Raw genomic sequence first — 13178 nt, forward strand, 5'->3', positions numbered from 1 at the left:
ATGTGACCGCCAAGTTACTCATTTTTCATAGCAATTTTTTTATATTCCAGCCGAATGCGAATCTGCCGCGCACGCAGCGCATCAAAGTCCACGTTCCAACCTGCCACCGATTGACGCGCTGATCGACCTCGAAATCCGGTGCCGGTTCTGCCGCCAAATCCCAGTCTGGCTTGGCTTGGCCCCTGTCATCCTTCTGCGCATCTAGCCACCACAGGTGCTCCCTGGCTAGTGGACGGCCCCTATTGGATGACCGCGACAAGTACGCGTCCATTGGCGCAAGCGACCTTATGACACTGAAGTTTGTTCAACGTTGCCTTAAACCATGACCTATTCTGACCAGGCTCCAGCCACGTCTAACCTGTCCGATAAATAGATATAAAAAAGCCTGATTAGGTACATGCCTCAGAACGCAACCACGCCCATGAAAAACCCCGTTCGCCCTGAGCTTGTCGAAGGGCTTGCAAACTGAGCCCTTCGACAAGCTCAGGGCGAACGGTTGTGGTGGCCTGTCTGAGGCAAGTAGCTAATCAGGTAAAAAGCCGCGCAGCCCAATTGGAATCTGCACGGCCAGCTACTGAATCAGTAGCAATCTCAGGCTAGCAACTTACTTGCGGGCCGGTGGCACGTCCGTGCAGTTGCCGTGCGCAATCTCCGCTGCCATGCCAATGCTTTCGCCCAGCGTCGGGTGCGGGTGGATGGTCTTGCCGATGTCCACTGCGTCTGCGCCCATCTCGATGGCCAGGGCGATCTCGCCAATCATGTCGCCCGCGTGGGTACCGACCATGCCACCGCCGAGGATCTTGCCGTGGCCGTGGGCTTCGGGGGAGTCGTCAAACAGCAGCTTGGTGACGGCATCAAAGCGGCCATTGGCGATGGCGCGGCCGGAGGCATTCCAGGGGAACAGGCCCTTCTTGACCTTGATGCCTTGGGCACAAGGCCAAAGTCTTCGGTGAGGCCGACCCAGGCGACTTCGGGGTTGGTGCGGGCCACGCAGGGGGTGAGGCGGGCATCGCATGCGGCTACGCTAAGGCCCCAGGTGCTGCGCGGCGATGCAGCGCGCTATCCGTCGAAAACGCCTTTGCACGACCTCTATAACGCTGCCGCAGCACTGCAACACAGATGATTTTGCTACAAATTATGTAGCTAATTGTGCAATAACCACCTGCGCTAGATCAGTGTCAGGCCATGTTTCAGCGCCAGCACCTTATGCAAGCGTACACGCACCTGCAGCGCCACCGCCTTGGCCACTAACCGTTCAATCCCACGAACGTACCTCCCGCCTGCTGCGTATGCAACACCCCGCCAGCAAACTGCTTGGGGACCAACATTCAAACAGACGTGCAGCACTCGCAAGTACTTGATTCTGCTAGACATATCGTGTGGCCCAAAGTTTGCACAAGCATGGTTATGAACATGGCTGGCATCGCCCTGCAAAGCGCCCCGCCTGTTCAATATTGCAGCCAACCATTGTTTCAACCAAAGAACCTTCCATGAACGACATCAACCGTAGACACCTTCTTCAAGCCGCTTTAGCCACTTCGCTGCCATTCGGCGTCGGCCTTGCCGCAGCTGCTGATGAAGTTCCATCGCTCAAGGGCAAACGTATCGCCATCAGCGCGACAGGCACCAGCCATTACTTCGACATCAAGGCCTACCAAGCGCAAATCGACGAAGTCAAGCGTCTGGGTGGTACCCCCATTACGTTGGACGCGGGGCGCAACGACAAAAACCTGGTGACACAGTTGCAAAACGTCATCACCCAGAAGCCCGACGCCGTGATCCAAACACTGGGCACACTGTCGGTGATTGACCCTTGGCTCAAGCGCATCAAAGACGCGGGCATTCCGCTGTTCACCATTGACGCACCGTCAAAGAACAGCATCAACAACACCACATCCGACAACGTTGCCACCGGCCGCGCTTTGGCCGAACAGTTGGTAAAGGACACCGAAGGCAAGGGCAATATCCTGGTGTTCAACGGCTTCTACGGCGTGCCTGTTTGCGCCATCCGCTACGACGAGCTTAAGCGCGTGTTGCAAGGGCAGCCTGGGATAAAAATCTTGCAGCCCGAGCTGCGCGACGTCATCCCTAACACCGTGCAAGACGCACGCTCACAAGTGGCAGCATTGCTCAACAAATACCCCAAAGGCGAAATCGCCGCCATCTGGGCTGCGTGGGACATTCCGCAACTGGGTGCGAGCCAGGCACTTATCGACGCCAAGCGCACAGAGATCAAAACCTACGGTGTGGACGGCACACCCGAGGTGCTGAACCTCATCTCACAAGATAGCTCGCCGATTGGCGCCGTGGTCGCACAGCAGCCCGCTCTCATTGGCCGAACGGCCGTACAAAACGTCGCACGCTATCTGGCGGGCCAGCGTGACCTGCCGAAGGAAACACAGGTTGCCACGCTGCTGACCACCCGCTCCAATCTGGGCGAGGTGCAAAAACTGCGAGGCGACGCCTGATGAGCTCCCTCACCCAAGCCAGCGGCTCTGCCGCGCTAGAGCTGCGCGGCATCTCCAAGCACTTCGGTGTGGTGCGTGCACTTGACGCGGCTGACCTGACAGTGCAATACGGCAGCGTCCATGGCTTGGTGGGGGAAAACGGTGCCGGCAAGTCCACGCTGATCAAGGTACTGGCCGGCATTCACCAACCCGACGCTGGAACGATTCGCGTCGACGGAGTAGCGCACGCTTCCTTTACGCCGCGCCAAATTGAACAAGCCGGTGTACATGTGATCCACCAGGAGCGCATGTTGCCAGGCAGCTTTACCGTGGGTGAAGCACTGTTTCTGGGCCACGAACTGCACAAAGGCCCATTCGTAAACCGGCGCGCACAAGATCGCGAAGCAGCACGTTTGTTGCACACCTACTTCGGCTTGCAACTGCCGCCCCAAGCACTGATCCGCGAGCTGAGCAGCGCACAACAGCAGGTGGTGCAAATCACCCGCGCATTGCTTGCCAAGCCTCGGGTACTTATTTTTGACGAACCCAGCGTGGCGCTGGTGCAGCGCGAGGTAACACAGCTTCTGCAGATAGTGCGCCGCCTGCGCGACGAAGGACTGGCCATCGTCTACATCTCGCACTACCTGCAAGAGATAGAGTCCCTGTGCGACACCGTCACCGTGCTGCGCAATGGCCGCCATGTCGCACAGGTCAACCCACGCACCACACCGCCCTACAAAATTGCCCAGCTCATGGTCAATAGGGATGTTGGCGAGATGTACCCCAAAACCGTGGTGCCGCGCGGAGCGCCCTTGTTGCAGGTCCGCAATCTGCACCTGGGCGGCGCCTACCGCAACATCAACCTGGATGTACACCGAGGCGAGATTGTCGGCCTGACAGGGCTGGTTGGCTCCGGGGTCAAAGAGCTTGTGCGCAGCATCTTTGGCCTGCTACCACCTGATGGCGGCGAAGTGCAACTGGAAGAACAGCCATTGCGCCTGCGCTCCCCCGTGCAGGTTGCGCGCCAAGGCGTTGCGCTGCTGCCCGAAGAGCGTCGCCGCCAAGGCGTTGCACTGGACCTATCGGTACTGGAGAACACCACCATCGCCAGCCTGCCCCGCTGGACTCGCTGGGGCTGGCTGTCACGACAAAAAGAAGTGCGCGAAACCGGCCGCCAAATCGCGCAACTGGATATCAAAACACCAGGGCCGGACGCGACGGTACGAGAACTCAGCGGAGGCAACCAGCAAAAGGTGGCTCTCGCAAAATGGCTGTCACGCCGCTCCACGTTGTACTTGCTGGACGAGCCCAGCGTTGGCATCGACATCGGCGCCAAGGTAGAGATCTACCGTCTGATTGGCCAGTTGGTTAAAGACGGCGCAGGCGTCCTGATACTTTCGTCAGACCTGCCTGAGCTATTGGGCCTAAGCGATCGTATCTTGGTCATGCACCGCGGAGAAATCGTGGGCGACTTTCTGCCCAAAGACATCGACAGCGACAGCATCCTGGCCTGTGCCACAGGCGCATCCTCATCTGCGATTGCAACCACACCACACCATGAGGAGTTGGCCGATGCCCTCCATTGAAGCCACCACCCCTATCCCCAGCATCCCCAGTCACCTGCCAGAGAGCACCGCCCCACCGCATTTGCACCGGCGTCTGGCACTGTTGTTGTTACGGCGTGGCGCCCCCGCCGTGTTTCTAACCATATTGGCAGTGTTCGCGGTGACGGCCCCCAACTTCGTATCCGTTGGCAATATAGCCAATGTATTTGGGCAGTCCGCCATCTTGGGCATATTGGCATTCGGGCTGACCGTCGTCATTGTCGGCGGCGGCTCCAACGTCGTCACCGGCGGGCTGGACTTGTCGTTAGCGGCCAACTTGGGCCTTTCGGCAGCGGTATATGCAAACTTGAACAACGCAGGCCACAGTGCATGGTTTAGCGTTGCCGCCACGTTTGCTTGCGGCGCTGCAATCGGAGCGCTAAACGGCGCAGCCGTGGTGTGGCTGCGCCTGCCGCCTTTGCTGGCCACATTGGCGAGCATGAATCTGCTCAACGGCGTGGAATTGGTTCTGACGGAGAACACCGTCGTGCCCACCAGCTCAACGCTGCTAGACCTGCTCAGCACATCGTCCCTGCTAGGCATTCCCGCATTGGCTTGGACGCTGCTGCTCGCCGCGGCCGCGCTTGCGGTGCTCGTCCAGACCACCCGCTATGGCTTGCGGCTCTATGCCGTGGGCGAGTACCCTGAAGCCGCCAGGGCGGCGGGCATCCCCGTATCCGGCTATGTCTTTAGCAGCTATTTATTGAGCGGACTGTGCGGCGCTGCGGCGGCATTTTGCTCAGCAGCCTGGTTCAGTGGCAGCACCACAGGCTCAGGCGAAATGCTGCTATCGGTCGTAGCCATAGCTTTCTTGGGCGTGGTCTTTTCGCCCCGCCTACTGCCCAGCATTCCAGGCACATTGCTGGCTACGCTGCTGGTGGGCTTTCTCATTAACGGCTTCCAGTTGCTGAACATCTCGAGCTTCTGGGTGAACGGCATCCAGGGGGTGCTGATACTGCTGGTGGTTGCGGCCTCCTGCGTCCTGCGGCCTGCGGAGTAACACATGAGCGAATCGATACTTAGCGGCCTGCAACAGCCAAATGCCAAGCCTGATAACACCGAGGCAAACGCCACGCGCTATGACTTGCTGCGCTTGGCCGTGCCCGGGTTGCTACTGGCAATTGCCGCATTCTTTGCCGTTACGGCACCCGGCTTTTTAAGCGGAGGCAACGTACTGAGCCTGTTGCTGAACAACTTTGTACTACTGGGTATCGTTGCCGTTGGCATGACGCTGGCCGTGTCAGCCGGGGGTATCGACCTCTCAGTGGGCACAGCACTTGATTTTTCTTCATTGGCCTTCGTAGCACTGATTAATACCGGGCATGGCCTCCCGCTGGCGATAGCAGGGGCACTGGCCGCAGGTGCCATAGTCGGCGCATTCAATGCCGGCTTGATCGCAGGTTTGGGTATATCGCCCTTTTTGGCGACGCTAGGCACCCTCTTCATTGGTACCAGCGTGCAGCAACTTTTATCAGAGGGTGGGCAACCGATCTACCTCGACCCACAGCTGCGCCCCGCACTGGCATCCACCAACTGGCTGGGCGTTCCGCTGCCACTGTGGGCAGTGGCAGTGCTGGCACTGGTGTATGGCGCGCTGCTGGCGCGCAGCCGGTTTGGCCGGCAGGTGCTAGCACTAGGGCAACAACCGTTGGTGGCGCGCTACAGCGGGTTGCCTGTGGGCCGCCTGCTTGCGCTGGTGTTCGTTGCTACCGCTGCCGCATCTGCGCTGGCGGGCATATTGCTTTCGACCAGCGTCAACGGCTATGTACCCATGTCAGGAAACGCTTTCCTGATCCAAGCCATCGGCGCAGTGTTCATTGGTACCACGCTCAGCAAGCAAGGCCGCGCCAGCGTGGCCGGCACACTTCTGGGGGTGCTGTTCCTCAACGTCATCGCCAATGGCTTGCTGCTGATCGGCTGGAACTTCTACTGGCAGCAAGTAGCCACGGGCGCCTTGATCTTCTTGGTGCTGGCCGTCAGCTTCTTCAGCCGCCAGCGCAGCTGACGTGCCTAGCCCACACGGCAAACACGCGGCAGCGCACTGAAAGAAAAAAGCCCGAACTGTCACCAGTCCGGGCTTTTTAAATGGCTAGCGCCAAAGACTTACTTGCGCGCAGGCGGCACATCCGTGCAGCTGCCGTGCGCAATCTCCGCAGCCATGCCGATGCTTTCGCCCAGCGTCGGGTGCGGGTGGATGGTCTTGCCGATGTCCACTGCGTCTGCGCCCATCTCGATGGCCAGGGCGATTTCGCCAATCATGTCGCCCGCGTGGGTACCGACCATGCCACCGCCGAGGATCTTGCCGTGGCCGTGGGCTTCGGGGGAGTCATCGAACAGCAGCTTGGTGACGCCTTCGTCGCGGCCATTGGCGATGGCGCGACCAGAGGCGTTCCAGGGGAACAGGCCCTTCTTGACCTTGATGCCTTGGGCCTTGGCCTGGTCTTCGGTGAGGCCAACCCAGGCCACTTCGGGGTCGGTGTAGGCCACGCTGGGGATGACGCGGGCGTTGAATGCCGCGGCGGCCAGCTCGGCATTGCCTTGCAGTTCACCCGCAATCACTTCTGCCGCCACGTGCGCTTCGTGCACCGCCTTGTGGGCCAGCATGGGCTGGCCGACGATGTCGCCGATGGCGAAGATGTGCGGTACGTTGGTGCGCATCTGGATGTCGACGTTGATGAAGCCACGGTCGGTGACGGCCACACCGGCCTTGTCAGCGGCGAGCTTTTTGCCGTTGGGCGTACGGCCCACGGCCTGCAGCACCAGGTCGTACACCTGGGGTGCGGGGGCGGTGCCGCCCTCTTCTGCCGAGGCGAACGTGACTTCAATGCCTTCGGGCAAGGCGCGTGCGGACACGGTCTTGGTCTTGAGCATGATGTTGTCGAAGCGCGGCGCGTTCATCTTTTGCCAGATCTTGACCAGGTCGCGGTCAGCGCCTTGCATCAGGCCGTCCATCATTTCCACCACGTCCAGGCGGGCGCCCAGGGTGCTGTAGACGGTGCCCATCTCTAAACCGATGATGCCGCCGCCCAGAATCAGCATGCGCTTGGGCACTTCCTTGAGCGCCAGGGCGCCGGTGCTGTCCACCACGCGTGGGTCGTTCGGCATGAAGGGCAGGCGCACGGCTTGGCTACCGGCGGCGATGATGGCCTTCTTGAAAGCGATGGTCTGGGTCTTGCCGGTTTGTTCCTGGCCTTCGGCACCGGTGGTTTCAGCCACTTGCAGGTGGTTGGCACCCACGAACTGGCCCAGGCCGCGCACGATGGTGACCTTGCGCATCTTGGCCATGGCGGCCAGGCCGCCGGTCAGCTTGCCGATGACCTTTTCCTTGTGGGTGCGCAGCTTGTTGATGTCCACCGTGGGGGCACCAAAGTCCACGCCCAGGGCGGCCATGTGACTGACTTCGTCCATCACGGCTGCGACGTGCAGCAGCGCCTTGGAGGGGATGCAGCCCACGTTCAGGCAGACGCCGCCCAGGGTGGCGTAGCGCTCGACCAGGATGACCTTCAGGCCCAGATCGGCTGCGCGGAAAGCGGCGGAATAACCGCCGGGGCCGCCGCCGATGACCACTACGTCGCATTCCAGATCAGCCGTGCCGCCGAAGCTGGCTGCGGTAGGCGCCGGTGCGGACGCTACAGAAGCTGTAGCTGCTGGCGCAGTTGCTGCCTGCGCTGGAGCCGGTTTTGGTTCAGATGCCGGGGCTGCAGCCGCGCCAGCGACTTCCAGCTCCAGCACGACCGAACCTTGCTTGACCTTGTCGCCCAGCGCCACTTTGAGCGCGGTGACCACGCCGCCGTGGCTGGACGGGATTTCCATGGAGGCCTTGTCGCTCTCCACGGTGATCAGGGACTGGTCGGCCTTGACGGTGTCGCCCACCTTGACCATCAGTTCGATGACGGTGACTTCGTCGAAATCGCCGATGTCAGGGACTTTGATTTCCAGGGATGCCATTGTTGAGATCTCCACTTATTTTTTCAATTTGAGCGTGTACACGTCGACCGGGCCGCCCGAGTTTTTGTCGAATTCACAAGCCGCCTGCACACCCAGCGCCGCCAGGTCGCGCGCGGATTTGGCGCTGCCCCAGCTGGCATGCAAGGCGCCGAGCGCGAAGCTGCGGCCCGAGCCTATGCCCCAGAATTCCTTGAACTCGAAGACTTCGCGGTAGCTGTACAGGCCGTAGATGCCAGAGTTGTTGGCCACCAGCACGCTGAACTGGCTGGACTCGTAGGGGTCGTTGTCTTCTTCCTTGGTTTGCAGGAAGAAGCCCTCTTTGAGCACCGGGTGCAGCTTGGTGAAGGTGGTGAACACCTCGTCCTTGCTGTGCAGCAGCAGCTGGTCTTGCGGCAGTGCGGCCATGGCCATGCGCAGCGCAGGGAAATGCGCCACGGTGCCGGCCATGCCGATAAAACTCACCCCCGCCGGGGTCTCGACTCGGAAGATCTTGCTGTTGTCTTCAAAGCGTTGGCCCAGGCGGGTGTCGCCGAAGGTCACCAGCGTGTCGGCAGCGATGGCTACCTGGCCGGCTTTCTTGACCACGACGACGGTGGTCATATCAGAGCAGAACGCGGCGGAAGTCGGTCAACACCTGGCCGAAGTACGCGTTGAAGCGGGCTGCGGCAGCGCCGTCGATCACGCGGTGGTCCCACGATAAAGACAGCGGCAGCATCAGCTTGGGTACAAAGGCCTTGCCGTCCCACTTGGGTTCGATCTGGCTCTTGCACACGCCCATGATGGCAACTTCAGGCGCGTTGATGATGGGGGTGAAGTACCGCCCACCAATGCCGCCCAGGCTGGAGATGGTGAAGCAGGCGCCGCTCATGTCGGCCGGGCCCAACTTACCGTCGCGCGCCTTCTTGGCCAGGTCACCCATTTCTTGCGAAATCTGGATCACGCCCTTCTTGTCGGCATCCTTGATCACGGGCACTACCAAGCCATTTGGCGTGTCTGCCGCAAAGCCGATGTTGAAGTACTGCTTCATCACCAGTTGGTCACCGTCCAGCGAGCTGTTGAACTCGGGGAACTTCTTCAGGGCCGCCACGCTGGCCTTGATCATGAAAGCGAGCATGGTCAGCTTGATACCGGCCTTCTCGTTTTCCTTGTTCATGCTGACGCGGAAGGCTTCGAGTTCGGTGATGTCGCAGTCGTCGTGGTTGGTAACGTGCGGAATCAGGACCCAATTGCGGTGCAGGTTGGCGCCGCTGATCTTCTTGATGCGCGACATGTCCTTGCGCTCGACCGGGCCGAACTTGCTGAAGTCCACCTTAGGCCAGGGCAGCAGGCCCAGGGCCTCACCACCACCGCCAGCTGCAGCCTTGGGTGCTGCTGCGGCCTGGGCCTTGGTTTGGGCTGTGCCTGCCATGACGGACTTGGTGAAGCTTTGCACGTCGGCATCGGTGATGCGGCCCTTACGGCCCGTACCCTTGACTTCGTCCAGCGGCACGCCGAGTTCGCGGGCGAACTTGCGCACCGAGGGCGATGCGTGCGGCAGGCTGCCGGTGGGCGCCACGGTGGGGTTGTGCGCTGCGGGTGCGGCCGCGGCAGCCACCACAGGAGCCGCAGCTGCAGCAGCCACGGGAGCGGCGGCGGGCGCTGGTGCGGCCACGGCGGCAGCTACCGGTGCGGCTGCAGCGGGCGCAGCAGCGGCCACGCCTTCCAGCACAGCCAGCAGGTCGCCGATGTTGACGGTATCGCCCAGCTTGACCTTCAGCTCTCTGAGCACGCCGGTAGCGCTGGAGGGGATTTCCATCGAGGCCTTGTCGGACTCTACGGTGATCAGCGATTGCTCTTGCTTGATGGTGTCGCCGACCTTGACCATGACTTCGATGACGGTCACGTCCTTGAAGTCGCCAATATCGGGAACGAAGATTTGGACCGGGCCTGCAGCGGCGGGCGCTGCAGCAGGGGCTGCTACAGGAGTTGTAGCTGCTGGCGCAGGTGCTGCCTGCGCTGCAGCCGCTTTTGGCGCTTCAGCTACAGGAGCGGCGGCAGCGCCACCGGCGACTTCCAGCATCACCACCAGCGAGCCTTGCTTGACCTTGTCGCCCAGGGCGACTTTCAATTCTTTCACCACGCCAGCCGCGCTGGACGGGATTTCCATCGAGGCCTTGTCGCTCTCTACCGTGATCAGCGACTGGTCGGCCTTCACGGTGTCGCCGGGCTTGACCATCAGCTCGATCACCGTCACCTCGTCAAAGTCCCCGATATCGGGGACATGAATTTCAATCAATGCCATGTTTGTGTCTCCAAAGATGCGGACAGGACCGGGGTGGCCGGTCCTGCGAGGTGAGTGTTTAAGCGTAGAGCGGGTTGATCTTGTCGGCCTGGATGCCGTACTTGGCGATCGCCTCTGCCACCTTGGCAGCCGGCACCGTGCCGTCTTCGCTCAGGGCCTTCAGCGTAGCCACCACGATGTAGTAGCGGTTCACTTCAAAGTGCTCGCGCAGCTTGCTGCGGAAGTCGCTGCGGCCAAAGCCGTCGGTGCCCAGCACCTTGTAGGTACGGCCCTTGGGGATGAACGGACGGATCTGCTCGGCGTAGGCCTTCATGTAGTCGGTGGAGGCAATGACCGGGCCGGTTTGGCCTGCCAGCTGCTGACCAACGAAGCTGACGCGTGGGGTTTCCAGCGGGTGCAGCAGGTTGAAGCGCTCGGCGTCCTGGCCGTCACGGGTCAGCTCGTTGAAGCTTGGGCAGCTCCAGACGTTGGCGGACACGCCCCACTCTTTTTCCAGCAGTTCTTGCGCTGCAATCGACTCGCGCAGGATGGTGCCCGAACCCAGCAGCTGGACCACGCCCTTGCCGTCGGTGGCCGGCTTGCACATGTACATGCCCTTGATGATCTGCTCTTCGGTGCCGGCGGTAAGGCCAGGCATGGCGTAGTTTTCGTTCAGCAGGGTCAGGTAGTAATAGACGTTGTCCTGTTTCTCGACCATGCGCTTCAGGCCATGGTGCAGGATGACGGCGACTTCATGCGCAAACGTGGGGTCGTAGCTGATGCAGTTCGGAATCGTGCCGGCCATGATGTGGCTGTGGCCGTCTTCGTGCTGCAGGCCTTCGCCGTTCAGCGTGGTACGACCAGACGTGCCGCCCAACAGGAAGCCGCGTGCTTGCATGTCGCCCGCTGCCCAGGCCAGGTCGCCAATGCGCTGGAAGCCGAACATCGAGTAGTACACATAGAACGGCACCATGATGCGGTTGCTGGTGCTGTAGCTGGTGGCCGCAGCGATCCAGCTGGCCATGCCGCCGGCTTCGTTGATGCCTTCTTGCAGAATCTGGCCGGCCTTGTCTTCCTTGTAGTACATGACCTGGTCTTTATCGACCGGGGTGTACTGCTGGCCTGCGGGGTTGTAGATACCGATCTGGCGGAACAGACCTTCCATACCAAAGGTACGGGCTTCGTCCACCAGGATGGGCACCACGCGGGGACCCAGGGCCTGGTCACGCAGCAGCGTAGTCAGGAAGCGCACATAGGCTTGGGTGGTCGAGATTTCACGGCCTTCGGGCGTAGGTTCGATCACCGACTTGAAGGTTTCCAGCGCGGGCACGGTGAAGCTCTCGTCGGCCTTCACGCGGCGGTGTGGCAGGTAGCCGCCCAGGGCCTTGCGGCGCTCGTGCAGGTACTGCATTTCCGGGGTGTCGTCGGCTGGCTTGTAGAACGGAATCTCAGCCAGTTGGCTGTCGGGAATTGGGATGTTGAAACGGTCGCGGAAGATTTTGATGTCTTCGTCGGTCAGCTTCTTGGTCTGGTGAACGTTGTTCTTGCCTTCGCCGCTCTTGCCCATGCCAAAGCCCTTAACGGTCTTAATCAGCAGCACGGTCGGTTGGCCGGTGTGGTTGACGGCCTTGTCGTAGGCTGCATAAACCTTTTTAGGGTCATGGCCGCCGCGCTTCAGGGCGAAGATTTCGTCATCGCTCATGTGGGCGACCATTTCCAGCGTGCGTGGATCGCGTCCGAAGAAATGCTTGCGCACGTAGGCACCGTCGTTGGCCTTGAAGGCCTGGTAGTCGCCGTCCAGCGTGTCCATCATCAGCTTCTTCAGCGCGCCGTCCTTGTCGCGGGCCAGCAAGCTGTCCCACTCGCTGCCCCACAGCAGCTTGATGACGTTCCAGCCAGCACCACGGAACTCGCCTTCAAGCTCCTGGATGATCTTGCCGTTGCCGCGCACAGGACCGTCCAGGCGCTGCAGGTTGCAGTTGACTACGAAGATCAGGTTGTCCAGGTTTTCACGCGCGGCCAGGCCGATGGCGCCCAGGGATTCGACTTCGTCCATTTCGCCGTCGCCGCAGAACACCCAGACCTTGCGGTTGGCGGTGTCGGCAATGCCACGGGCGTGCAGGTATTTCAGGAAACGGGCCTGGTAGATGGCCATCAGCGGGCCCAGGCCCATGGAGACCGTGGGGAACTGCCAGAACTCGGGCATCAGCTTGGGATGCGGGTAGCTGGACAGGCCCTTGCCATCGACTTCCTGGCGGAAGTGCAGCAGTTGGTCTTCGGTCAGGCGGCCTTCGAGGTAGGCGCGAGCGTACACACCGGGCGACACATGGCCCTGGATGTACAGGCAATCGCCACCGTGGTTTTCGCTCTCGGCGTGCCAGAAGTGGTTGAAGCCGGCGCCAAACATGTGGGCCAGCGAGGCGAAGGAGCCGATATGGCCGCCCAGGTCACCACCGTCTACCGGGTGATGGCGGTTGGCCTTGACCACCATGGCCATGGCGTTCCAGCGCATATAGGCGCGCAGGCGTTCTTCGATCTCGATGTTGCCGGGGCAACGGGCTTCGTGCTCAGGGGCAATGGTGTTCACATAGCCGGTGTTGCCCGAGAAGGGCATGTCTATGCTTTTTTGGCGTGCATGTTCCAGCAACTGCTCCAACAAAAAGTGCGCCCGCTCCGGACCTTCACTCTCAATCACAGCGGACAAGGCGTCCATCCATTCGCGGGTCTCCTGGCTGTCCGCATCCGTCGTGGCGGCTCCAAACAGGCTCTCAGGTACAGCTGACATGCTTTGTCTCCTTTGTTGGGAAGAGGTATTTTGAGGGGTTGACGCAATTTTTTTGAGCGACCTGTCTATTTTTGCATAAAAGTTTTGTATTTTCAATATGTGAACACTGATTTCACAATGTGAATTAAAAGCGC

The 13178-nt window shown here is 60.8% G+C and carries 8 protein-coding genes and 1 pseudogene; 4 read left to right on the forward strand and 5 right to left on the reverse strand.

Translation table 11 applies throughout. The features are described from left to right. Positions 1 to 604: 604 nt before the first annotated feature. A pseudogene (locus tag AC4BBN_RS17420) lies at positions 605 to 1029 on the reverse strand (oxidoreductase dimerization domain-containing protein); the annotation flags it as partial. A 461-nt stretch (positions 1030 to 1490) separates the two neighbouring features. On the opposite strand from AC4BBN_RS17420, the gene AC4BBN_RS17425 reads away from it, so the two are divergent. The 4 genes from AC4BBN_RS17425 to AC4BBN_RS17440 are packed head-to-tail and all read left to right on the forward strand — an operon-like array spanning position 1491 to position 6056. Then, a complete protein-coding gene (locus AC4BBN_RS17425) occupies positions 1491 to 2468 on the forward strand; it encodes a sugar ABC transporter substrate-binding protein (RefSeq protein WP_490593260.1) in 978 nt (325 codons plus the stop codon). Next, positions 2468 to 4033, forward strand: a complete 1566-nt coding sequence (locus tag AC4BBN_RS17430; RefSeq protein WP_490593261.1) for a sugar ABC transporter ATP-binding protein — start codon at positions 2468 to 2470, stop codon at positions 4031 to 4033. The genes AC4BBN_RS17425 and AC4BBN_RS17430 overlap by 1 nt, the downstream gene beginning before the upstream one ends. Beyond that, positions 4020 to 5051: an ABC transporter permease gene (locus tag AC4BBN_RS17435; RefSeq protein WP_490593262.1), complete on the forward strand. Its 1032-nt coding sequence runs from the start codon at positions 4020 to 4022 to the stop codon at positions 5049 to 5051. Before AC4BBN_RS17430 ends, AC4BBN_RS17435 begins: the two co-directional genes overlap by 14 nt. Positions 5052 to 5054: 3 nt before the next feature. Beyond that, entirely contained in the window at positions 5055 to 6056 is a 1002-nt protein-coding gene (locus tag AC4BBN_RS17440; protein WP_490593263.1) for an ABC transporter permease, read from the forward strand. 98 nt (positions 6057 to 6154) lie between these two features. Here AC4BBN_RS17440 and lpdA read toward each other — a convergent pair whose 3' ends face one another. Genes lpdA through aceE form a run of 4 tightly spaced genes read right to left on the reverse strand, consistent with a single transcriptional unit; the run spans position 6155 to position 13044 of the window. Beyond that, the gene (gene lpdA / locus AC4BBN_RS17445; protein ID WP_490593264.1) at positions 6155 to 7999 is read right to left on the reverse strand and encodes a dihydrolipoyl dehydrogenase; all 1845 of its coding nucleotides are present in this window, start codon (positions 7997 to 7999) and stop codon (positions 6155 to 6157) included. Between the two features lie 15 nt (positions 8000 to 8014). Then, positions 8015 to 8599, reverse strand: coding sequence for an MFS transporter (locus tag AC4BBN_RS17450; RefSeq protein ID WP_490593265.1), 585 nt, complete (start codon positions 8597 to 8599; stop codon positions 8015 to 8017). Position 8600: 1 nt separating this feature from the next. Continuing rightward, positions 8601 to 10280, reverse strand: a complete 1680-nt coding sequence (gene aceF, locus AC4BBN_RS17455) for a dihydrolipoyllysine-residue acetyltransferase (RefSeq protein ID WP_490593266.1) — start codon at positions 10278 to 10280, stop codon at positions 8601 to 8603. Positions 10281 to 10338: 58 nt separating this feature from the next. Beyond that, on the reverse strand, positions 10339 to 13044 hold the full coding sequence (gene aceE, locus AC4BBN_RS17460) for a pyruvate dehydrogenase (acetyl-transferring), homodimeric type (RefSeq protein WP_490593267.1): 2706 nt from the start codon (positions 13042 to 13044) through the stop codon (positions 10339 to 10341). Positions 13045 to 13178 lie beyond the last annotated feature (134 nt).

This window comes from Rhodoferax sp. SPJ21 (genome assembly GCF_058216335.1).

Coding starts and splice junctions, on each gene's coding strand:
- aceE (WP_490593267.1), bottom strand. CDS start 13,044: ATGTCAGCTGTACCTGAGAGCCTGTTTGGAGCCGCCACGACGGATGCG.
- AC4BBN_RS17430 (WP_490593261.1), top strand. CDS start 2,468: ATGAGCTCCCTCACCCAAGCCAGCGGCTCTGCCGCGCTAGAGCTGCGC.
- aceF (WP_490593266.1), bottom strand. CDS start 10,280: ATGGCATTGATTGAAATTCATGTCCCCGATATCGGGGACTTTGACGAG.
- AC4BBN_RS17440 (WP_490593263.1), top strand. CDS start 5,055: ATGAGCGAATCGATACTTAGCGGCCTGCAACAGCCAAATGCCAAGCCT.
- AC4BBN_RS17450 (WP_490593265.1), bottom strand. CDS start 8,599: ATGACCACCGTCGTCGTGGTCAAGAAAGCCGGCCAGGTAGCCATCGCT.
- AC4BBN_RS17435 (WP_490593262.1), top strand. CDS start 4,020: ATGCCCTCCATTGAAGCCACCACCCCTATCCCCAGCATCCCCAGTCAC.
- AC4BBN_RS17425 (WP_490593260.1), top strand. CDS start 1,491: ATGAACGACATCAACCGTAGACACCTTCTTCAAGCCGCTTTAGCCACT.
- lpdA (WP_490593264.1), bottom strand. CDS start 7,999: ATGGCATCCCTGGAAATCAAAGTCCCTGACATCGGCGATTTCGACGAA.